The organism is Pantoea sp. alder81, from assembly GCF_020179835.1.
GTDB lineage: Bacteria > Pseudomonadota > Gammaproteobacteria > Enterobacterales > Enterobacteriaceae > Pantoea.
In genome coordinates this window covers 57,203-77,407 of sequence record NZ_JAIUDA010000009.1, presented here as the reverse complement: position 1 = coordinate 77,407, position 20,205 = coordinate 57,203, and the positions used below count along the sequence as shown (strand labels likewise).

Genomic DNA, 20,205 nt, shown 5'->3' with positions numbered 1-20,205 from the left:
CTGTTTACGACGATGATTTAGCAGACTGAGTTTCTGGCGCTGCTTTGGCATCATCTTTGACTTCTTGTGGTGTCACCTGCGCACCTGGCTTGGCACGCTGAAGACCGACGGTGATCACGCGATCGCCCTCTTTCAGGCCGTCCGTTACCAGCCATTTGTCACCAAATGCCTGATTAGCGGTGATGTTACGAACTTCAACTTTGTTATCTGCGCCGACGACCATCGCGGTAGCCTGACCGGTTGGGGTGCGAGTGACACCCTGTTGCGGAACCAGCAATGCGGATGGGTTGGTGCCTTCATCCAGTCGTGCACGCACGAACATGCCTGGTAACAGACGATGCTCTGGATTTGGGAAGATGGCACGCAGGGTGATGGAGCCGGTGGTTTCATCCACGGTCACATCAGAGAATTCCAATGTGCCTGGCTGGCTGTATGCGTTACCGTTTTGCATCAAGAGCGTGACGTTGGCTTTACCGTCATTCTGTTTCAGCTGACCGGATTCCAGCTCTGCGCGCAAACGCAGGAAATCATCGCTGGATTGGGTCACATCAACGTACATAGGGTCGAGCTGTTGCACGGTGGCCAAAGCGGTAGTCTGACCGCTGGAGACCAAAGCACCTTCAGTCACAGACGATTTACCAATGCGACCGCTGATCGGCGAGGTCACTTTGGTATACGCCAGATTGATGCGTGCGGTTTCCACGTTGGCTTGCGCTGCCTGAACGGCAGCAGCCGTCTGCGCAGCGGTAGCCGCAGCGGTGTCATAGTCCTGCTGACTGATGTACTTAGTACCCAGCAGTGGCTTATAACGTTTGATGGTTAACTGCGCGACGTGTGCATTGGCTTGCGCCTGTGCTAAATCGCCTTTGGCGCTGTCATAAGCCGCCTGGTAAGTTGCCGGATCGATCTGATACAGGGAAACGCCTGCTTTGATATCCGTTCCTTCCTCAAAATTACGCTTCAGAATAATGCCTGACACCTGAGGGCGCACTTCTGCCACGCGGAATGCCGAAGTACGACCTGGCAATTCGGTGGTAATTTTCAAAGGCTCGTTTTTTAACGTCACAACACCCACTTCTGGGGGCTGCTGCTGGGCGGCTTGCTGGGATTTATTATCATCACATCCTGTTAACACAAAGCTGCCTGAAAGCATCAGGACGGCCGCCAGAGGCGCTAATCCTCTGTTTTTATTCATAAATAAACCTCTAGTGTCCGATATCAAATGATCAATGGATCACAAACCGATAAACCCATTGCTGCGTTAAAACACGGGTCGTGCTATGGTACATACATTCACAAATGTATGTAAACTTGCCAGTTTGTAAAAAAAGTCCTCTATGGCACGAAAAACCAAAGCGCAAGCACTTGAAACGCGGAACCAAATTCTGGATGCCGCTTTAGCACACTTCTCTGAACATGGTGTGGCTGCCACTTCCCTGGCAGATATCGCAACAGCGGCCGGCGTCACGCGCGGTGCTATCTACTGGCATTTCAAAAATAAAGCCGATGTTCTGCATGAAATCTGGCTTCGGTGTGACGCTGGGCTTGACGATGTGGAACTTGAGTATCAGACAAAATACCCGGGCGATCCACTTTCTGTTATTCGTTCGATGTTGATCTATATCCTTGACGCCACAGCAAAGGATCCACAAAGACGCGCATTAATGGAGATTATCTTCCATAAATGTGAATTTGTTGGCGAAATGTCGACATTACAGGATATGCGTCAAAGTTTACTGCTTGAGTGTTACGACCGAATTGAATTGGTGCTACGTGAATGTATCGACGTGGGCCAGTTGCCAGCGGGGTTGAACACCTTGCAGTCGGCGCGTCTGATGTGCGGTTACATCAACGGCATGATGGAAAACTGGCTGTTTAACCCGCAGGCGTTTGATCTGGCAGCCGATGCGCCGCAGCTGGTAGATGCCTTTATAGATATGCTGCGGCTCAGTCCGACGATGTCTGGCGCGCGTTAATTCGCGCTTTCAGCCGCCTGTTTTTGCTGATAGTCATGTTGCACTATCGCCAGCGCGGCCAATACCGTCGCGGTGGGCACCTGGTTCTCTTCCAGCAGTTGAATTAAATCCACCGCCAGTTTGATCTCGTCAGATGCAGTTTCCAGTGACATAACTTCTCCTTTTAAATACGTAATTTTGCCGCCACCAGCAGCATCAATACCGATCCCAGCAGTGCCACACCAAAACCCGCCGGATGCAAGGTGGCTAAATCGCCGGTGGTAAAATAGGTGGCGATGTAACCCCCAATTAGGGCACCAATCACCGCCAGCACCAGCGTGGGCACAAACCCGCCCGGTCGACCGGGAAAAATCATGCGTTTGATGCAGCCAGCCACCACGCCGATCGCTATCCAAAAGATAAGAGTCATGATTTTCCTCCTTAATTCGTAGGGGGAAGTATATACCCTAAATAATTCAAGGCGCAGCCAACGCACCTGCAATTTGAAGTATGACGGGTAGAGGAGAGTTGGGGGTGATTACCGTGCCGGGGCTGACAATTCCAGTTTCTGCATTGCGGCGCGGCAACGTGCCAGGCGCTCCTGCAGGATTTCCACTTCACGGATCAATTGCTGCTGCACGCTGAGCGTTTCGGCGCGAGCCAGATGCTGCTGACGCTGTTCAAGCATCGCCATCAGGCGGGTTTCATAGCCTTGATACTCTTCGCGCTTCGACTGGCGCGGATCAATGCGCGGCCGTTCACGTAGAGTGCGCAGTTGCTGACTCTGGCACTCGCGTTGCAGCGCAGCAATCTGATCCAGTACTTTTTCTGCCAGCCATTGTCTTCGCACCACATCGGTTTCAGCGGCGCTCAGTTGCGCCATATTTTGCTCCAGCTCGTGCAGATAATCGGCCAGCCGCGTGCCTTTACAGCGAAAAAGTTGCGAATCGAAGCGCGGCTGACGGCAGGTGCCGTCTTTTTGCTGCGCAATCTGCTGGCGCAATTGATCGATAATTAGCTGCACACGTTGTTGTGCGGGCGGTTGGGGCATCACTCTGATTCCGACTGTGTTAACGTAGCGCAGTTCCGATTTTATCAGGCATCAGGCATGCAACGAATTTTTCTTCTGTGCCTTGGCTGGCTGGCGATTGTGCTGGGTACGCTGGGCATTGTATTACCTTTATTACCTACCACGCCATTCGTGTTGCTGGCCGCCTGGTGTTTTGCCCGCTCGTCACCGCGTTTTCACCATTGGCTGCTGTGGCGCTCGCCGTTTGGCCGCTATATTCGCCACTGGCAACAGCATCGTGCCATGCCGCCCGGTGCCAAAGGGCGCGCCATGTTGCTGATTGTCATCACCTTTGCCGTCTCAATCTACATGGTCAACATGTTGTGGGTGCGCATTATGCTGGGTGTGATGTTGTGCGTGCTGCTGCTGTTTATGTGGCGTATTCCGGTGGTGGCAGAAAATGCTGACAGTGGCGATTAAGCGCGGCAGGGTTGCATTTAGCCGGGTATTTGCATAGATTTGGGCATCTTCGTGCGTGGCTTCCCCATTTAACTGTCTTCGTTAACCCGGTTTCCGGGTATTGGCGCTGTCAGAAGCTGCGCGTATTAGATATTTTTCCAGGCGTAACACTTATGACCGCAACTGCTCAGCAGCTTGAACTCATCAAAAACAGCATCAAAAGCATCCCTGACTACCCTAAGCCGGGCATCCTGTTCCGTGACGTCACCAGTTTAATGGAAGATCCGCAGGCCTATGCCGCGTCGATTGCCATTCTGGTTGAACGCTATCGTGACAAAGGCATCACCAAAGTGGTGGGCACCGAAGCGCGTGGCTTCCTGTTTGGTGCGCCGGTAGCACTGGGTCTGGGCGTGGGTTTTGTTCCGGTGCGTAAGCCAGGCAAGCTGCCGCGTGAAACTTACAGCGAGAGCTATGAGCTGGAGTACGGTTCTGATGCGCTGGAGCTGCACAAAGATGCCATCAAGCCAGGTGATGTGGTGCTGGTAGTGGACGATCTGCTGGCCACCGGCGGTACGCTGGAAGCCACAGTGAAACTGATCCGCCGTGCCGGTGGTGAAGTCAAAGATGCTGCGTTCGTGATCAACCTGTTTGATCTGAGCGGTGAAGCGCGCCTCAACGCGATGGGCATCGACTGCTACAGCCTCGTGAATTTCCCCGGCCATTAAGGCCTGTGCGCCGCTGGCATTAGCCATCGCGGCGCATTTCATTGCCCATCCCTGCAGCCGTACCTTTATATCAATGCCGAATAAATCGTACCGCTCCAGCAGGTGCGCGACGAAATTCAGCGCCTGCAGCGCGGGTATAGGCATATCCTGTTGTGGCTGTTAGACTACTGCCCATATAAACAGGGGTTGCGAAGCTGCATTTTTCCTCTTTGTCTTGTGGCGGAACCCGGTTCACATAGCCGCACCGCTGTGCCAACTCAATAAATTCCAGTGATTGAATCCACATGAGCTATCAGGTACTTGCGCGAAAATGGCGTCCCCAGGCTTTCGCTGACGTAGTCGGTCAGGAACATGTGCTGACTGCGCTGGCCAACGGGTTGTCACTGGGACGAATCCATCATGCTTATCTCTTTTCCGGTACTCGCGGCGTAGGGAAAACCTCTATCGCCCGTTTGCTGGCGAAAGGTCTTAACTGCGAAACCGGCATCACCTCCACGCCATGTGGTCAGTGTGATAACTGCCGTGAAATCGAGCAGGGGCGCTTTGTCGATCTGATCGAGATCGATGCCGCGTCACGTACCAAAGTTGAAGACACGCGCGATCTGCTGGATAACGTGCAGTACGCCCCAGCGCGCGGTCGCTTCAAGGTTTACCTGATCGATGAAGTGCACATGCTCTCGCGTCACAGCTTTAATGCGCTGTTGAAAACGCTGGAAGAGCCGCCGTCGCACGTCAAATTCCTGCTGGCGACCACCGATCCGCAAAAACTGCCGGTCACCATTCTGTCGCGTTGCCTGCAGTTCCATCTTAAAGCGCTCGACGTCGAACAAATTCAGCAGCAATTGGTACATATACTGCAGCAGGAGCAGATTGCTGCCGAGCCGCGCGCGCTGCATCTTCTGGCGCGTGCCGCTGACGGCAGTATGCGTGATGCACTGAGCCTGACCGATCAGGCGATTGCCATGGGGCAGGGCAGCGTCACGCGTGAAACCGTGGCGCAGATGCTGGGTACGCTGGATGACGAGCAGCCGCTGGCGCTGATTGAAGCGCTGGTGGATGGCCAGGGCGAACAGGTGATGGCGCTGCTCAATCAGGCGGCATCGCGCGGTGTTGAGTGGGAAGCCCTGCTGGTGGAGATGCTGCGTTTGCTGCATCGCGTGGCGATGGTGCAACTGCTGCCGGCTTCGCTGGGCGAAGACGATGTGAATCAGGCACAGCGCCTGCGCGATTTAGCGCGCGTATTGCCGCCCGCCGACGTGCAACTCTATTACCAGACCTTGCTGATGGGACGTAAAGACCTGCCGCTGGCACCGGATCGTCGCCTGGGCGTCGAGATGACGCTGCTGCGCGCGCTGGCGTTTCATCCGCAGGCGAGCATTGCCGAACCGGTTGCGCGACCCAGCCTGATTCCGCAGACGGCACCGCAAGCACCTGCCGCGGCAACGTCTTCCGCTCAGTCTGCTAAGCCGGCAACGCCAGCGGCTTCAGCCAACACTGCCGCGTCAACAACGCCTGCGGCTTCAGCCAACACCGCCGCGTCAACAACGCCAGCGGCTTCAGCTCACGCCGCTGCGTCTACAGCAACCTCTCCGGCACCTCGCCCTGCCGCTGCCGCGCAGCCACAGATGGCGCCGCCGATGCAGGAAGCACCGCCGATGGCCGATGATTACGCCGATATGCAACCGGCGCCAGAGCATATGTCCGACTCCACCAGCCAGCTGTTACAGGCGCGAACGCAGTTGCTGCGTCAGGGAGCCGGCAAAGCAAAAAAGAGTGAGCCGGCAGCGCGTCCCGCGCGGCCGGCGAATCCGGCGCTGGAACGGCTTGCCAGTGTCACTGAACGCGTGCAGCAGCGTGCGTCTGAACCGGCGGTAAAAACGCCCGCCAAGCCAGAAGCCTATCGCTGGAAAGCACAGCAAACGGTGGAAGTGAAAGCGGAGCCGGTGGCAACGCCAAAAGCCTTGCGTTCCGCTCTGGAGCATGAGAAAACGCCTGAGCTGGCGCTTCGTCTGGCAGAAGAGGCCCAGCAACGCGATGCGTGGGCCGCCGAAATTGCCGCGCTGACGTTGCCAAAATTGGTGCAGCAGGTCGCGCTGAATGCGTGGAAAGAAGTGGGCGAGAACACCGTCACGCTGCATTTGCGCAGCAGTCAGCGTCACCTGAATTCAGCGTCGGCAAAACAGGCGCTGACCGAAGCACTCAGTCAGGCAGCCGGACAAACGGTTGAACTGACCATCGTTGAAGACGATAATCCTGCGGTATTGACGCCACTGGAATGGCGTCAGGCCATTTATGAAGAGAAGCTGGTGCAGGCGCGCCAGTCGATCACAAGCGATACTCACATTCAGACGCTGCAACGATTCTTCGATGCCGATCTGGATGAAGAGAGTATTCGACCCGTTTGAACACCCGCTGTCGCAACGTGGTTGCGCGCAGCCCCAGCAGAGAGAGAAGACTATGTTTGGTAAAGGCGGATTGGGTAACCTGATGAAACAGGCCCAGCAGATGCAAGACAAAATGGCCAAAGTTCAGGAAGAGATCGCCGCGCTGGAAGTGACCGGTGAATCAGGCGCTGGCCTGGTCAAAGTGACCATCAATGGCGCACACAACTGCCGTCGTGTTGAAGTCGATCCAAGCTTGCTGGAAGATGACAAAGACATGCTGGAAGATCTGATTGCTGCAGCCTTCAACGATGCGGCACGTCGCATTGATGAAACGCAGAAAGAGAAAATGGCCTCTGTGTCTTCTGGTATGCAGCTGCCACCTGGCTTCAAGATGCCGTTCTGATGCAAACCAGTCCACTGCTTGAATCTTTGATGGAGTCATTGCGCTGCCTGCCGGGTGTAGGCCCGAAATCGGCGCAGCGCATGGCTTTTCAGCTGTTACAGCGCGATCGTAGCGGTGGCATGCGTCTGGCGCAGGCATTGACCCGCGCGATGTCGGAAATCGGCCACTGTGCCGATTGCCGTACTTTCACCGAGCAGGAAATTTGCACCATCTGCGCCAATCCGCGCCGTCAACAAAACGGCCAGATTTGCGTGGTGGAAAGTCCTGCCGATATTCACGCTATAGAGCAAACCGGCCAGTTTGGCGGTCGCTACTTTGTGCTGATGGGCCATTTGTCACCGCTGGATGGCATTGGTCCACAGGATATTGGTCTGGATCGGTTAGAGCAGCGCCTCGAGCGCGAAACCCTGACCGAAGTGATCCTCGCCACCAATCCCACGGTGGAAGGTGAAGCCACCGCCAACTATATCGCCGATTTGTGCGGGCAATATGGCGTGGATGCCAGCCGCATCGCGCACGGTGTGCCAGTCGGTGGTGAGCTGGAAATGGTCGATGGCACCACGCTGTCGCACTCGCTCGCCGGACGCCATAAGATTAAATTCTAATCACTTGCCGATGTCTTCACTGACATCGGCTTGAAATTCCCATCATCATCCCCATTTCTCTCTCAACTTTTACCCAAAATAATTCAAGTTGCAGGAAGGCGGCAAACGAGAGAATCCCGATGAGCTGACTTAAGTCAGAGATTCGGGTGAACGAGAGCAGCCAACGCATCTGCGGCTTGAAGTATGAAGGGGATATGATCAACCCTGATTTAGTTGAGGTAGCAATGACCATGAAAGGACAAGAGACGCGTGGCTTCCAGTCAGAGGTAAAACAACTTCTGCACCTGATGATTCACTCGCTCTATTCAAACAAAGAGATTTTCCTGCGTGAGCTGATCTCCAACGCCTCCGATGCCGCCGACAAACTGCGCTTCCGCGCACTGTCCACGCCAGATCTGTATGAAGGCGACGGCGACCTGCGCGTGCGTATCTCGGTCGATAAGGACAATCGTACGCTGACCCTGAGCGACAACGGTATCGGTATGCGCCGTGATGAGGTGATTGAGAACCTCGGCACCATCGCGAAATCTGGCACCAAATCCTTCCTTGAATCCATGGGCTCTGATCAGGCCAAAGACAGCCAGCTGATCGGTCAGTTCGGCGTGGGCTTCTACTCCGCATTTATCGTCGCCGATAAAGTCACCGTGCGTACCCGTGCTGCGGGTGCGAAAGCCGATGAAGCGGTGTTCTGGGAATCCGCGGGCGAGGGTGAATACACTCTGGCTGAAATCGAGAAAGCCGATCGTGGTACCGAAATCACGCTGCACTTCCGCGCAGGCGAAGATGATTTCCTCGACGATTGGCGCGTGCGTAATGTGATCAGCAAATACTCCGATCACATCGCGCTGCCGGTTGAGATTGAAACCAAAGACGAAGAGAACGACACCACCACCTGGGAAAAGATCAACAAAGCCCAGGCGCTGTGGACGCGCAACAAGTCTGAGATCAGCGACGAAGAGTACAACGAGTTTTACAAACATATCGCCCACGATTACAGCGATCCGGCGATCTGGAGTCACAACCGTGTGGAAGGCAAGCAGGAGTACACCAGCCTGCTGTATATCCCGCAGCGTGCACCGTTCGACATGTTCAACCGCGACAGCAAACACGGCCTGAAGCTGTATGTGCAGCGCGTGTTCATCATGGACGATGCCGAGCAGTTCATGCCGAACTACCTGCGCTTTGTACGTGGCCTGATCGATTCCAACGATCTACCACTGAACGTGTCTCGTGAAATCCTGCAGGACAGCCGCGTTACCCAGAGCCTGCGCGCCGCGCTGACAAAACGTAGCCTGCAGATGCTGGAAAAACTGGCCAAAGACGACGCTGAGAAATATCAGCAGTTCTGGAAAGAGTTTGGTCTAGTGCTGAAAGAAGGCCCGGCGGAAGACAACACCAATCAGCAGGCGATTGCCAAACTGCTGCGCTTTGCCACCACGCAGAGTGAAGGCGCTGAGCAGACCATTTCGCTGGATGATTACCTGAGCCGCATGGTGGAAGGGCAGGATAAGATTTACTACATCACTGCTGATAGCTATGCCGCCGCGAAGAGCAGTCCGCATCTGGAACTGTTCCGCAAAAAAGGCATTGAGGTGCTGCTGCTGTCCGATCGTATCGACGAGTGGATGATGAGCTACCTGACCGAGTTCGATGGCAAGACCTTCCAGTCAGTGAGCAAAGCGGACGATTCGCTGAGCAAACTGGCCGATGAAGAGACCGAAGAGCAGAAGGAAGCGGAAAAAGCGCTGGAGCCGTTTGTTGAGCGCGTGAAAACGCTGCTGGGCGAGCGTGTGAAAGAGGTGCGTCTGACGCATCGTCTGACCGATACTCCGGCGATTGTTACCACCGACGCTAACGAAATGACCACGCAGATGGCGAAGCTGTTTGCTGCTGCCGGTCAGGAAGTTCCGGATGTGAAGTACATCTTCGAAATCAACCCGGAGCATACGCTGGTGAAACGCGTGGCGGATACTCACGATGAAGCGCATTTTGCTGAATGGGTTGAGCTGCTGCTGGATCAGGCGCTGCTGGCTGAGCGCGGTACGCTGGACGATCCGAACCAGTTTATTCGCCGTATGAACCAGCTGCTGACGGCGTAAGCCTGAGCGGTAATAGACAAGGTCGTCATTTATGACGACCTTTCTTTTTAGTGTGGCGCCTGATCGCGCAGCCAGTCGCGAAACAGGGTGACTTCGGCATCATGCTGCCGGGAGAGTTTGGTCATCATCCAGGTGGCGCGATCCACACGCACAAATCCCAACGGCGCAATCAGCGTCCCGTCATTCAACTCCTGACGCACCAGCAGTCGCGGTGCCATAATCACGCCCAGCCCATTTCTCGCTGCCTGAATGCCCAGCGTAAGATTGTCGAAATGTTTGCCAACCCAGAAATTGCCGCGCACGCCGCTGGTTTTGCCCCATTCCGCCCAGGCGTGCAGCCGCGTATCCGCATGTAAGAGCGGCAAAGAAGCCAAATCCTGCTCGTTTTGAAAACGTGCGGCGTACTGCGGAGCGCACAGCGGACCAATATAGTCATCGCTGATCAGCGTGGCATCAATGTCCTCATCCGGTGACTGCTCATAGCTGAGAATCAGCACATCGGTATGTTCACTGCGCAGCTGGTCGATCTCCACCAGCGGTTGAAACTGCACTTCAATATCGGGATAGCGTTGATAAAAGCTGCTAATACGTGGAATCAGCCATTGTGAGAGAAAACTCGGCGCACAGGAGACGCTAAGGTGATGACGCATGCCGGTGCGGATGCTTTCGCAGGTGGTGGAGAGTTCGCTAAACGCCTTCTGACAGCTCACCAGCAAACGCTCGCCGTGTGAGGTTAATTTGACGCGTCCATTGGTGCGAACGAATAATGGCTTTCCCATCCAGCTTTCGAGCTGTCGAATCTGATGGCTAATGGCGCTGTGAGTGACATGAAGACGCTCGGCCGCCACGCTAAAACTGCTGTGCAGTGCTGCCTGATGAAAATAGTGCAGTGCACGTAACGACGGAAGCGCGGTCATACTCATCCCCTGTGTAAAAACCTAACAGGGATTGTCAGTTTATATCATTTTAATGTCCAGCCGCATTGGCCTAACCTTTCCCCCAGATTATGGCGGGTTGACGGATGGCGTTGTCTGTGTTTAACGCGGCTAATGTTCCCCCTTCAATCTGCGACACACACAGCATTCCTATAATTAGAGAAATCTCACGCGATGGATCACCAACATGCTACTGCCAGGGCGGCGGCGGCGCGCGATCAACTTCGCGGCTTGCTATCCCGTCACTATCGGCTGGAAAACTACGACCTATTCTTTGCACCCTCTTTGCATATTGCGCGGGTGCTGCTCTCACAACTGTTTTTACGTCAGGAGCAGGCGCGCAACCAAACGCGTTACGCTTCGCAATATCCGGTCAGTGAACTGAGTGTCTTACCGGCGGTGCCCATGATGGCCGGCAACATTGCGCTGGTTGAGCACGTCGACATGCAGCAGGGCCGGGTACGATCGCTGGCAGAGTGTCAAAGCCAGGGCGTGACCGATGCCTCGGAATCCTTTGCCACCTTGCTGCATAAACGATTAATCAGCGATGCGCGATTGTTTGTGGCACGGCTCGATCGTCATGCTGCGTTGAGCGGTGACCTGGTGTTGATAGCTTTGAGAACCTGCGATTTCAGTACGCTGGTGCGCAGCGAATTGCGGTTGTTTGAGCAGGGGCTGGCCTTTGGCACGTCGCTGGACCAGACGCTGGAAATGATGGAAAACAGCGGCTGGCGGCCGTTTAATATCGCTAGCGTGGATAATATTACGCTTGATGCCCCGGTTCAGCTGCAATCGATTCAGCAGCACGGCTTACCGTTTGCCCTGTTCCCGCTGCCAGTCAGTTTTGCCTTGCACGACGTGCCGCAGGATATGCACCTGCTTCCCGCTCACCACCGCTTACGCCTGCATGCCAACGTGCGCGGCGGTGTGAACAAAAATCAAAACGTCACACCGATACTGAAAAGACGTCTGAAAGAGGTGTTAAGTGTTAGCCGTGATTCTTAAAAACGGGCACTCTGCTGGTGTTTTGCGCTAAAGCAAGTCAAAGTAAAGCTTTCACCGGAAGCGCGCCCGTTTCCTTGTGGTGCGCGGGTCATAATGGTATGTTCTTGGCCTTCTCAGATAGATCAATGCGATTCGCAAGGGGAATTACGCAATGCGTATTATTCTGCTCGGGGCACCGGGCGCAGGTAAAGGCACTCAGGCTCAATTCATCATGGAGAAATACGGTATTCCGCAAATCTCCACCGGTGACATGTTGCGTGCGGCAGTTAAAGCAGGCACCGAACTGGGCCAACAGGCGAAAGCCATCATGGATGCCGGTAAACTGGTCACAGACGAACTGGTGATTGCGCTGGTTAAAGAGCGTATCACGCAGGAAGACTGCAAAAACGGTTTCCTGCTCGATGGCTTCCCACGCACCATCCCACAAGCTGACGCCATGAAAGACGCGGGCATCAATGTGGACTTCGTGCTGGAGTTTGCCGTGCCGGACGAACTGATTGTGGATCGTATTGTTGGCCGTCGCGTGCATGCACCGTCTGGCCGCGTGTATCACGTCAGCTACAATCCACCAAAAGTGGAAGGTAAAGATGACGTGACCGGCGAAGAGCTGACCACGCGTAAAGATGATCAGGAAGAAACCGTGCGTAAGCGTCTGGTGGAATACCATCAGCTGACTGCACCGCTGATTGCTTATTACAGCAAAGAAGCGGAAGCCGGTAACACCCAGTATCACAAGATCGACGGCACCCGTAAGGTCGCTGAAGTGAGCACGCAGCTGGCCGAAATCCTCGGCTAACCCGTCATACTTCAATTTGCAGGTGCGTTGGCTGCTCTCATTCACCCGAATCACTTACTTGAGTAAGCTCATCGGGATTCATTCGTTTGCCGCCTTCCTGCCATTTGAATTATTCAGGGTTGTGCCAGAAAGGGCCGGTTGTCCGGCCCTTTTGCAGCAATTGCTTTCCCCTCCCGCGTTTTCCGCTACAATTTCCCCCTGATTTTGATCCATTCGTTTTGACATCAAGGAAATACCAATGAGGCAAGAAAAGCCTGGGGTTTTGCTGGTCAATTTAGGCACACCTGATGCGCCTACAACACCTGCCGTTAAGCGCTATTTGAAACAGTTCCTTGGCGATCCGCGCGTGGTGGATACACCGCGTTGGTTGTGGTGGCCGATTCTCAATTTCGCCATATTGCCGTTCCGTTCGCCGCGCGTATCGAAGCTGTACGCCTCTGTGTGGATGAAAGAAGGTTCACCGCTGATGGTGTTCAGCAAGCAGCAGCGTGAAGCGCTGGCGCAGCGCGTGGATATGCCGGTTGAACTGGGCATGAGTTACGGCCAACCGAGCCTTGAGGGTGCGGTTCAGCGTTTGCTGGCTCAGGGCGTGACCAAACTGATTGTATTACCGCTCTATCCGCAGTTCTCGTGCTCGACGGTCGCCGCCGTGTGGGATGGATTATCCGCCAGCTTTAAACCGCTGCGCTCCCTGCCGGAAGTCGCTTTTATACGCGATTATGCCGAGCATCCGGCCTATATCGCGGCACTGAAAGCCTCCGTCGAACGTTCGTTTGCGCAGCATGGCGAACCGGATCTGCTGGTACTCTCGTATCACGGCATCCCGCAGCGCTTTGCCAATGAAGGCGATGATTATCCGCAGCGTTGCAAAGACACCACCGAGGCGCTGGCTGCCGCGTTGAACATTGCACCGCACAAAATCATGATGACCTTCCAGTCACGCTTTGGGCGTGAGCCGTGGTTGACGCCGTACACCGACGAAACCATGCAGGGTTTACCGGCCAAAGGCATTAAGCATGTGCAGGTGATGAGTCCAGGCTTCTCCGCAGACTGTCTGGAAACACTGGAAGAGATCAGCGAGCAGAACTGTGAGTTCTTCCTGCACGCCGGTGGCGAGAAGTTCGAATATATCCCCGCGCTCAACGCCGATGACGAGCACATCGAGATGATGGTTCAGCTGGTCAACGCACGCCGATAAAGTGCTGGCAGAGAGTGTGATATCATTCTCTGTCAGATTTCCCTTACGGCAGCCACGATGAAATTTCCCGGCAAACGCAAATCCAAACACTATTTCCCCGTTAACGCGCGCGACCCGCTGCTGCAAGCCACACCTCAAGAGCAGGAAGAGGGCAGTTGGGTGGTGGGTATCGACCAGACGCTGGTGGATATTGAAGCCAAAGTTGATGATGACTTCCTGCAACGCTACGGCCTGAGCGCCGGTCACTCTCTGGTGATCGACGATGCCACCGCAGAGGCTTTGTACAACGAGCTGATGCGTGATGCGCTGATCAGCCATCAATTTGCTGGTGGCACCATCGGTAACACGCTGCACAACTATTCCGTACTGGCCGATGACCGTTCCGTATTGCTCGGCGTGATGTGCAACAACATCCAGATTGGCGGCTACGCTTATCGTTATCTGTGCAACACCTCCAGCCGTATGGATCTCAATTTCCTGCAAGGCGTGGATGGCGCGATTGGCCGCTGCTTCACCCTGATTGGTGAGCAGGGCGAACGCACCTTTGCTATCAGTCCGGGGTTGATGAACCAACTTCAAGCGGACAGCATTCCAGAAGAGGTGATTGCCGGGGCGTCGGCGCTGGTGCTGACTTCCTATCTGGTGCGCTGCCAGCCGGGTGAGCCGATGCCGGAAGCCACGCTGCGTGCCATCGAATACGCGAAAAAGCATGACGTGCCGGTGGTGCTGACGCTGGGAACCAAATATGTGATTCAGGACGATCCACAGTTCTGGCGCGATTTCCTGCGCGATCATGTTTCGATCGTGGCGATGAACGAAGAAGAGGCGCTGGCGCTGACCGGTGAGCAGGATCCACTGCTGGCGTCGAATATTGCGCTGGACTGGGTGGATCTGGTGCTGTGCACCGCCGGCCCGACGGGTTTGTACATGGCTGGCTTCACCGAAGATGAGTTCAAGCGCAAAACCAATCATCCGCTGCTGCCGGGCGCGATAGCCGAATTCAACCAATATGAGTTTAGCCGCGCTATGCGTCATCAGGATTGCCAGCAACCGCTACGCATCTTCTCGCACATCGCGCCTTATATGGGGGGCCCTGAGAAGATCATGAACACCAACGGCGCCGGTGATGGTGCCTTAGCCGCGTTGCTGCACGATATCACCGCCAATAATTTCCACCGTCAGAAAGTGCCGAACTCCAGCAAGCATGCACGTGGTTATCTCACCTATTCGTCGCTGGCGCAGGTGTGCAAATATGCCAATCGGGTGAGCTATCAGGTGCTGAATCAGCATTCACCGCGTCTGATGCGCGGCCTGCCAGAGCGGGAAGACAGTTTAGAAGAGTCGTACTGGGACAGATAAGGCTGAAACCGATGATGCGCATCCGTTTCGCTATGACTGCGAAATCGATGCGCAAAGTTGGGAGGATTGGTGCGTATCCGTTCCTCTATGCCTGCGAAATCGATGCGCAAAGTTGGGCAGATTGATGCGCATTTGTTCAGCTGTGACTGCTAAATCTACGCGCTAACTATTTGATAAACATAAATTCAGTAGGGTCGCCATTAATGGCGACCTGGCCCATCACTACACGTCGTTAAATCGGGCACTCACGCACAATCGGGTTCTGCGCGATCTCTTCCTGCAGCACATTCAGCATGCTGTTGGCGATCTCACGTTCACCCATCACCACACGATTAGCGCCGCGCTCCATGATGTAATTCACTTCATCGTCGTAATGCGCACGGGCAATAATTTCGATATCCGGACGCTTTTCACGGGCGGCAGTGACAATTTCCCCGGCCTCGTAGCCATTTGGAATGGTCAGCAGCAGCCAGCGCGCGCAGTCAAGGCGGGCTAATTCCATGGTATCGACGCGAGCCGCATTGCCCAGCACCGCCTTGATCCCTTGCTCACGCAGCGCTTCGACGCGCGGACGGGAGTTTTCCACCACCACCAGCGGCACATCGGCCTCCAGCAGTTGTTGGCCCAGCAGGCTACCGACGCGGCCATAACCAACGATCACCGCGTGATTGCAGATATCCATTGGAATCTGCTTCTCTTCTTCTATGGCTTCTTCCAGCGTCTGCTCTTCGATAGTCTCGGTCTTTTCGAGATAGCGCTCTAGTATGGTGAACAGAATCGGGTTGAGCATGATGGAGAGAATCGCCGCCGCCAGCACCAGGTTTCGGCCCTCATCGCTCAACATACCCAGCGAAATGCCCAAACCGGCAAGAATAAAGGCGAACTCACCAATCTGCGCCAGACTCACCGAAATGGTCATCGCGGTGCGCCGCGAGTGGCCAAGCAGGCTGACCAGCAGCCAGGCGGCGATGGATTTACCCAGCACGATAATAGCCAGCGCGCCTAATACCGCCAGCGGCTGCTCAATCAGGATCATCGGGTCAAACAGCATGCCGACCGAGACAAAGAACAGCACGGCAAAGGCATCGCGCAGCGGTAAAGTATCGTGCGCCGCACGGTGGCTGAGTTCGGATTCGTTGAGCACCATACCGGCAAAGAAGGCGCCGAGGGCGAAGGAGACATCGAAGAATTCAACCGCACCGAAAGCGATACCCAACGCCAGCGCCAGTACAGATAAGGTAAAGAGTTCACGCGAGCCGGTAGCGGCGCTTTTCGCCAGAATCCACGGCACCACACGACGGCCCACCACCATCATCAGCACCATAAAGGCGACGACTTTGCCGATGGTCAGCATCAAATCCCACAGCAGCAGAGTAGGGCTGGCGTTGCCTTCCTGTAACATGCCGGCAATCGCGGGCAGCAGCACCAGCGTTAGCACCATCACCAAATCTTCGACGATCAGCCAGCCGATAGCGATTTGCCCACGCTGGCTATCAATCAGTTGACGCTCTTCCAGCGCACGCAGTAACACCACGGTACTGGCGGTGGAGAGGCAGAGACCAAACACTAAGCCGGTCATCCACGACCAGCCCATCGCCCACGACAATCCCATTCCCAGCAAAGTCGCCACCGCGATTTGCGCGATGGCGCCGGGAATGGCGATAGACTTTACCGACATCAAATCCTTCAGCGAGAAGTGCAAACCCACGCCAAACATCAGCAGAATCACGCCGAGCTCGGCGAGTTCAGGGGCAAGGTTAGTATCGGCGACAAAGCCAGGGGTAAAGGGACCGGCGAGCACGCCAGCAAGCAGATAACCGACCAGCGGAGAGATACGCAGGCGGTTGGCAATCATTCCAAGGATAAAGGCGAGGACCAGGCCCCCGACAATGGTGGTGATCAACGGTGTGGTGTGATGCATGCCTGTCTCCTTGTGTGTAAATGTATCCGCTTGTAACAACCCAGTGTAATGCACAATCGCTAACCACGTTTAAACATTTGAGCGGTGAAAAGCGATTAAATTGAAAAAATGAGAAGAAAACGCAGCTGAAGCAGCATTTTCCTCAGTTATCTCACACTATCGGCAGGTTTTCCGCAGAATGGAGGGGGGCGAAGAAAAAGAGTTGCCCCCCAAAAGCGGCTTAAGCGTGGCGGTTATCGGGTAAGAAAGCGGTTAAAAGGCCGATTAAAGGCAGCCAGGCACAGATTTGATATACCCATTCGATGCTGGTGTGATCCGCCACCACGCCGAGCACCGCAGCACCGAGCCCGCCCATGCCAAAGGCAAAACCGAAAAACAGTCCGGAAACCATACCGATACGCCCCGGCATCAGCTCTTGTGCGTACACCAGAATGGCGGAAAAAGCGGAGGCGAGAATCAAACCGATGATCACGCTCAACACGCTGGTCCACATTAAGTTGGCGTGTGGCAGCAGCAAGGTGAAGGGCGCAACGCCGAGAATCGATACCCAAATCACGTATTTACGGCCAATTTTGTCGCCAATAGGCCCGCCAATAATGGTGCCCGCGGCCACCGCGCCGAGGAAGGCAAACAGATGGAATTGCGAGGCCTGAACAGAAAGTCCGAATTTCTCAATTAAATAGAAGGTGTAATAGCTGCTCAGGCTGGTGAGATAGAAGTATTTAGAGAAGATCAGCAGCAGCAAAATGCTGATCGCCAGCGCCACTTTCTTGCGCGGCAACGGATTGACCGGGGCCACCGAAGCTTTTGCTTTGTTAGCGCGCTGCTGATGGCTATACCAGCGGCTGACCTGCAGCAACACAATTATGCCGAGCAGCGCGGCCAGCACGAACCAGCCAAGATGCCCTTTGCCGTAAGGGGCAACAATCATTGCCGCCAGCAGTGGGCCTAACGCGCTACCAAAGTTGCCGCCCACCTGGAACAGCGACTGGGCTAAACCGTGCCGCCCGCCGGATGCCATACGCGCCACGCGCGAAGATTCCGGATGGAACACCGAGGAACCGCTGCCCACCAGCGCGGCCGCCAGCAGCACCTGCGGATAGGTGCTGGAGAACGTCAATAACACCAATCCGCAGAGCGTGAAGCCCATTCCCACCGGCAATGACCAGGGTTTGGGGTATTTGTCGGTGTAATGGCCGATGATCGGTTGCAGCAGCGAAGCGGTGACCTGAAAGGTCAGCGTTATCAGACCTATCTGGACGAAGTTAAGGCTAAAATCTTTTTGCAGCATCGGGTAAATAGCCAGCAGCAGCGATTGCAGCATATCGTTGAGCAGATGCGCGAGGCTGATGGCACCTAAAATGCCAAAAGCGGTCCGTCCCGGTGCGCGTGTCGGGGTTGCGATGTCACTTGCCATAAAAATCCTGAAGAGTGCGGTTATCGTTATCAGTTTGTTACTACCTGTTCGACTCTATAAGCCTTTGGTCTTGAGTTAAAGTGCCATCTGTGCGACACAGATGGGTGATAAAGCACATTAAGTCCACGGCAAAGTGGAAATACGCAGAATAAGGAGATCGGCTTTGTTGTTATTCCCGCGGAGAGGGCGCTGGCTGGCGCTGATCATGCTGTTGCTGCCGATGCTGGCGCAGGCATGGCAAACGGATCGCAGTTATCGATTCAGTATTCTGCACACCAACGATCATCACGGTCGCTACTGGACGAACACGCAGGGCGAATATGGTCTGGCGGCGCAAAAAACGCTGATGGATAAACAGCGTTATGATGTGCAGGCCAAAGGCGGCGGTGCCTTGATCCTTTCCGCTGGAGACGTGAATACCGGCGTGCCGGAATCGGATCTGCTCAATGCCGAACCTGATATTCGCGGCATGAACCTGATCGGTTACGATGCCATGGCGCTCGGCAATCACGAGTTCGATAAGCCGATCAGCGTGCTGCAACAGCAACAGAAGTGGGCCAAATTCCCGTTCCTCTCCGCAAATATCTATCAAAAGGGTAGCGATCAGCGCCTGTTCAAGCCGTGGGCGATCTTTAATCGCATGGGGCTGAAGATTGCGGTGATCGGCCTGACCACCACCGATACGCTGAAAATTTCCAACCCGGAAAATATCGCCAACATCGATATCCGCGATCCGGTGAAAGAGACGGAAAAAGCGGTGGCGGAACTGCGTGCCAGCGAGAAACCCGATGTGATCGTAGCGCTGACGCACATGGGCCATTACGACGATGGGCAGCACGGCAGCAACGCACCGGGTGATGTGGAACTGGCGCGCAGCCTGCCGCCGGGCACGATTAATGTGATTATTGGTGGCCACTCACAGGATGCGGTGTGCATGGAGAAAGATAACGTCAGCGTGAAAGATTATCAGCCCGGCCAACCATGCCAGCCCGATCGTCAAAACGGCGTGTGGATCATGCAGGCGAAAGAGTGGGGCAAACATGTCGGACGCGGTGATTTCACCTTCCGCAACGGTGAGTTGACGCTGGACAGCTATCAGCTAATCCCGGTCAATCTCAAGCACGAAGTGAAGAATCTGGATGGCAGCGTTTCCTGGCTCACCTGGCAGGAAGAGATTCCGCCAAACAGCGCGATGATGAAGCTATTGACGCCGTATCAACTGCGCGCGGCGAAGAAGCTCGACGTGAGTGTCGGTAGCAGCGACGGCGTATTTGTCGGGGAACGCGATAAGGTGCGCTTTGAACAAACCAATCTTGGTCAGCTGATTCTGCGCGCGCAGATGGCAGCGACCAAAGCGGATTTCGCGGTGATCAGTGGCGGTGGCATTCGCACCTCGCTGGCCGCAGGCAAGCTGAGCTGGCGCGACCTGTTGCAGGTGCAGCCGTTTGGTAATCAGGTGGTGTCGGTGACGCTGACCGGAGACGAGTTGCTGAAGTATCTTGCTACGGTTGCCAACATCAAAACCAACTCCGGTGGTTTTGCACAGTTCAGCAATATCAGTCTGGTGGCGGATGGCAAAACGGTGAGCGAGGTGAAGATCAACGGCGAGCCGCTGCAAAAAGACAAAACCTATCGCCTGGCCACCAACAGCTTTAATGCCAGCGGCGGTGATGGTTATCCCAACATCGAGACACATGCGGGCTTCAGCAATACCGGACTGCGTGATGCGGATGTGCTGCGTGATTACGTCACGGCACACTCTCCGCTGAAAATCGCTGACTATGCGCCATCCGGCATTGTGCATTTGACGGAAGCGCAGGTGCAGGAGCGCGATAAAGCGCAGGAGAAACCGCGCAAGCGCAGCTACCCGCAGGCCATTCTGGCGTGGATCTGGCCGCGCGCGCTGCACAATTAAAAACGGCGCCCGATGGGGCG

19 protein-coding genes and 1 other annotated feature are annotated in these 20,205 nt (G+C 55.2%); of the genes, 12 read left to right on the top strand and 7 right to left on the bottom strand.

Going from position 1 to position 20,205, the window contains the following annotated elements; all coding sequences use genetic code 11:
• Window positions 1–4: 4 nt before the first annotated feature.
• Window positions 5–1,195 (bottom strand): efflux RND transporter periplasmic adaptor subunit, encoded by a 1,191-nt coding sequence (locus tag LBW88_RS21215; protein ID WP_224934119.1) that lies wholly within the window; start codon window positions 1,193–1,195, stop codon window positions 5–7.
• A 142-nt stretch (window positions 1,196–1,337) separates the two neighbouring features.
• Here LBW88_RS21215 and acrR point away from each other — a divergent pair, with 142 nt between their 5' ends.
• Window positions 1,338–1,976 carry a multidrug efflux transporter transcriptional repressor AcrR gene (acrR, locus tag LBW88_RS21210; RefSeq protein WP_224934118.1) on the top strand — a complete coding sequence of 213 codons (639 nt, stop codon included), beginning with the start codon at window positions 1,338–1,340 and terminating at the stop codon, window positions 1,974–1,976.
• Here acrR and rsmS read toward each other — a convergent pair.
• The 3 genes from rsmS to priC form a co-directional block, all read right to left on the bottom strand.
• On the bottom strand, window positions 1,973–2,128 hold the full coding sequence (gene rsmS / locus LBW88_RS21205; protein WP_224934117.1) for a pleiotropic regulatory protein RsmS: 156 nt from the start codon (window positions 2,126–2,128) through the stop codon (window positions 1,973–1,975). The two genes, acrR and rsmS, sit on opposite strands and share 4 nt — an antisense overlap.
• An 11-nt stretch (window positions 2,129–2,139) precedes the next feature.
• Entirely contained in the window at window positions 2,140–2,385 is a 246-nt protein-coding gene (locus LBW88_RS21200; RefSeq protein WP_224934116.1) for a GlsB/YeaQ/YmgE family stress response membrane protein, read from the bottom strand.
• 108 nt (window positions 2,386–2,493) lie between these two features.
• Window positions 2,494–3,006: a primosomal replication protein PriC gene (gene priC, locus LBW88_RS21195; protein ID WP_224934115.1), complete on the bottom strand. Its 513-nt coding sequence runs from the start codon at window positions 3,004–3,006 to the stop codon at window positions 2,494–2,496.
• A gap of 57 nt (window positions 3,007–3,063) precedes the next feature.
• On the opposite strand from priC, the gene LBW88_RS21190 reads away from it, so the two are divergent.
• The 6 genes from LBW88_RS21190 (at window position 3,064) to htpG (ending at window position 9,639) form a co-directional block, all read left to right on the top strand.
• On the top strand, window positions 3,064–3,444 hold the full coding sequence (locus tag LBW88_RS21190) for a DUF454 family protein (RefSeq protein ID WP_224934114.1): 381 nt from the start codon (window positions 3,064–3,066) through the stop codon (window positions 3,442–3,444).
• A 152-nt stretch (window positions 3,445–3,596) separates the two neighbouring features.
• Window positions 3,597–4,148: an adenine phosphoribosyltransferase gene (gene apt / locus LBW88_RS21185; RefSeq protein WP_224934113.1), complete on the top strand. Its 552-nt coding sequence runs from the start codon at window positions 3,597–3,599 to the stop codon at window positions 4,146–4,148.
• Between the two features lie 284 nt (window positions 4,149–4,432).
• The gene (dnaX, locus tag LBW88_RS21180; RefSeq protein WP_224934112.1) at window positions 4,433–6,553 is read left to right on the top strand and encodes a DNA polymerase III subunit gamma/tau; all 2,121 of its coding nucleotides are present in this window, start codon (window positions 4,433–4,435) and stop codon (window positions 6,551–6,553) included.
• Window positions 5,895–5,956: a sequence feature (DnaX frameshifting element), on the top strand. Its footprint overlaps the gene before it by 62 nt.
• A gap of 52 nt (window positions 6,554–6,605) precedes the next feature.
• The gene (locus tag LBW88_RS21175; RefSeq protein ID WP_031377860.1) at window positions 6,606–6,935 is read left to right on the top strand and encodes a YbaB/EbfC family nucleoid-associated protein; all 330 of its coding nucleotides are present in this window, start codon (window positions 6,606–6,608) and stop codon (window positions 6,933–6,935) included.
• On the top strand, window positions 6,935–7,540 hold the full coding sequence (recR, locus tag LBW88_RS21170; protein WP_084935478.1) for a recombination mediator RecR: 606 nt from the start codon (window positions 6,935–6,937) through the stop codon (window positions 7,538–7,540). The genes LBW88_RS21175 and recR overlap by 1 nt, the downstream gene beginning before the upstream one ends.
• Window positions 7,541–7,764: 224 nt before the next feature.
• Complete coding sequence (gene htpG, locus LBW88_RS21165) at window positions 7,765–9,639, top strand: molecular chaperone HtpG (RefSeq protein ID WP_224934251.1); 1,875 nt, start codon at window positions 7,765–7,767, stop codon at window positions 9,637–9,639.
• Between the two features lie 47 nt (window positions 9,640–9,686).
• Here the strand turns inward: htpG and LBW88_RS21160 are convergent, their stop codons facing one another.
• Window positions 9,687–10,556 carry a LysR substrate-binding domain-containing protein gene (locus tag LBW88_RS21160; RefSeq protein ID WP_224934111.1) on the bottom strand — a complete coding sequence of 290 codons (870 nt, stop codon included), beginning with the start codon at window positions 10,554–10,556 and terminating at the stop codon, window positions 9,687–9,689.
• Between the two features lie 192 nt (window positions 10,557–10,748).
• Between LBW88_RS21160 and LBW88_RS21155 the strand changes: the two genes are divergently transcribed.
• From LBW88_RS21155 to LBW88_RS21140, 4 genes are all read left to right on the top strand, one after another.
• A complete protein-coding gene (locus LBW88_RS21155; protein WP_224934110.1) occupies window positions 10,749–11,579 on the top strand; it encodes a DUF6024 family protein in 831 nt (276 codons plus the stop codon).
• A 151-nt stretch (window positions 11,580–11,730) separates the two neighbouring features.
• Window positions 11,731–12,375 carry an adenylate kinase gene (gene adk, locus LBW88_RS21150; RefSeq protein ID WP_224934109.1) on the top strand — a complete coding sequence of 215 codons (645 nt, stop codon included), beginning with the start codon at window positions 11,731–11,733 and terminating at the stop codon, window positions 12,373–12,375.
• A 238-nt stretch (window positions 12,376–12,613) separates the two neighbouring features.
• Window positions 12,614–13,573: a ferrochelatase gene (gene hemH, locus LBW88_RS21145; RefSeq protein WP_224934108.1), complete on the top strand. Its 960-nt coding sequence runs from the start codon at window positions 12,614–12,616 to the stop codon at window positions 13,571–13,573.
• 57 nt (window positions 13,574–13,630) lie between these two features.
• Window positions 13,631–14,932, top strand: coding sequence for an inosine/guanosine kinase (locus LBW88_RS21140; RefSeq protein ID WP_224934107.1), 1,302 nt, complete (start codon window positions 13,631–13,633; stop codon window positions 14,930–14,932).
• Between the two features lie 232 nt (window positions 14,933–15,164).
• Here LBW88_RS21140 and ybaL read toward each other — a convergent pair whose 3' ends face one another.
• Together ybaL and LBW88_RS21130 are read right to left on the bottom strand one after the other, a co-directional pair.
• Window positions 15,165–16,853 carry a YbaL family putative K(+) efflux transporter gene (gene ybaL / locus LBW88_RS21135; RefSeq protein WP_224934106.1) on the bottom strand — a complete coding sequence of 563 codons (1,689 nt, stop codon included), beginning with the start codon at window positions 16,851–16,853 and terminating at the stop codon, window positions 15,165–15,167.
• Window positions 16,854–17,073: 220 nt separating this feature from the next.
• Window positions 17,074–18,270 carry an MFS transporter gene (locus LBW88_RS21130; RefSeq protein WP_224934105.1) on the bottom strand — a complete coding sequence of 399 codons (1,197 nt, stop codon included), beginning with the start codon at window positions 18,268–18,270 and terminating at the stop codon, window positions 17,074–17,076.
• 163 nt (window positions 18,271–18,433) lie between these two features.
• On the opposite strand from LBW88_RS21130, the gene ushA reads away from it, so the two are divergent.
• Window positions 18,434–20,185 (top strand): bifunctional UDP-sugar hydrolase/5'-nucleotidase UshA, encoded by a 1,752-nt coding sequence (gene ushA / locus LBW88_RS21125; RefSeq protein WP_224934104.1) that lies wholly within the window; start codon window positions 18,434–18,436, stop codon window positions 20,183–20,185.
• Window positions 20,186–20,205: the final 20 nt, after the last annotated feature.

Bases quoted from the DNA above. Each gene is read 5' to 3' on its own strand.
- LBW88_RS21215 (WP_224934119.1), bottom strand. From the start codon at position 1,195: ATGAATAAAAACAGAGGATTAGCGCCTCTGGCGGCCGTCCTGATGCTT.
- acrR (WP_224934118.1), top strand. From the start codon at position 1,338: ATGGCACGAAAAACCAAAGCGCAAGCACTTGAAACGCGGAACCAAATT.
- rsmS (WP_224934117.1), bottom strand. From the start codon at position 2,128: ATGTCACTGGAAACTGCATCTGACGAGATCAAACTGGCGGTGGATTTA.
- LBW88_RS21200 (WP_224934116.1), bottom strand. From the start codon at position 2,385: ATGACTCTTATCTTTTGGATAGCGATCGGCGTGGTGGCTGGCTGCATC.
- priC (WP_224934115.1), bottom strand. From the start codon at position 3,006: ATGCCCCAACCGCCCGCACAACAACGTGTGCAGCTAATTATCGATCAA.
- LBW88_RS21190 (WP_224934114.1), top strand. From the start codon at position 3,064: ATGCAACGAATTTTTCTTCTGTGCCTTGGCTGGCTGGCGATTGTGCTG.
- apt (WP_224934113.1), top strand. From the start codon at position 3,597: ATGACCGCAACTGCTCAGCAGCTTGAACTCATCAAAAACAGCATCAAA.
- dnaX (WP_224934112.1), top strand. From the start codon at position 4,433: ATGAGCTATCAGGTACTTGCGCGAAAATGGCGTCCCCAGGCTTTCGCT.
- LBW88_RS21175 (WP_031377860.1), top strand. From the start codon at position 6,606: ATGTTTGGTAAAGGCGGATTGGGTAACCTGATGAAACAGGCCCAGCAG.
- recR (WP_084935478.1), top strand. From the start codon at position 6,935: ATGCAAACCAGTCCACTGCTTGAATCTTTGATGGAGTCATTGCGCTGC.
- htpG (WP_224934251.1), top strand. From the start codon at position 7,765: ATGACCATGAAAGGACAAGAGACGCGTGGCTTCCAGTCAGAGGTAAAA.
- LBW88_RS21160 (WP_224934111.1), bottom strand. From the start codon at position 10,556: ATGACCGCGCTTCCGTCGTTACGTGCACTGCACTATTTTCATCAGGCA.
- LBW88_RS21155 (WP_224934110.1), top strand. From the start codon at position 10,749: ATGGATCACCAACATGCTACTGCCAGGGCGGCGGCGGCGCGCGATCAA.
- adk (WP_224934109.1), top strand. From the start codon at position 11,731: ATGCGTATTATTCTGCTCGGGGCACCGGGCGCAGGTAAAGGCACTCAG.
- hemH (WP_224934108.1), top strand. From the start codon at position 12,614: ATGAGGCAAGAAAAGCCTGGGGTTTTGCTGGTCAATTTAGGCACACCT.
- LBW88_RS21140 (WP_224934107.1), top strand. From the start codon at position 13,631: ATGAAATTTCCCGGCAAACGCAAATCCAAACACTATTTCCCCGTTAAC.
- ybaL (WP_224934106.1), bottom strand. From the start codon at position 16,853: ATGCATCACACCACACCGTTGATCACCACCATTGTCGGGGGCCTGGTC.
- LBW88_RS21130 (WP_224934105.1), bottom strand. From the start codon at position 18,270: ATGGCAAGTGACATCGCAACCCCGACACGCGCACCGGGACGGACCGCT.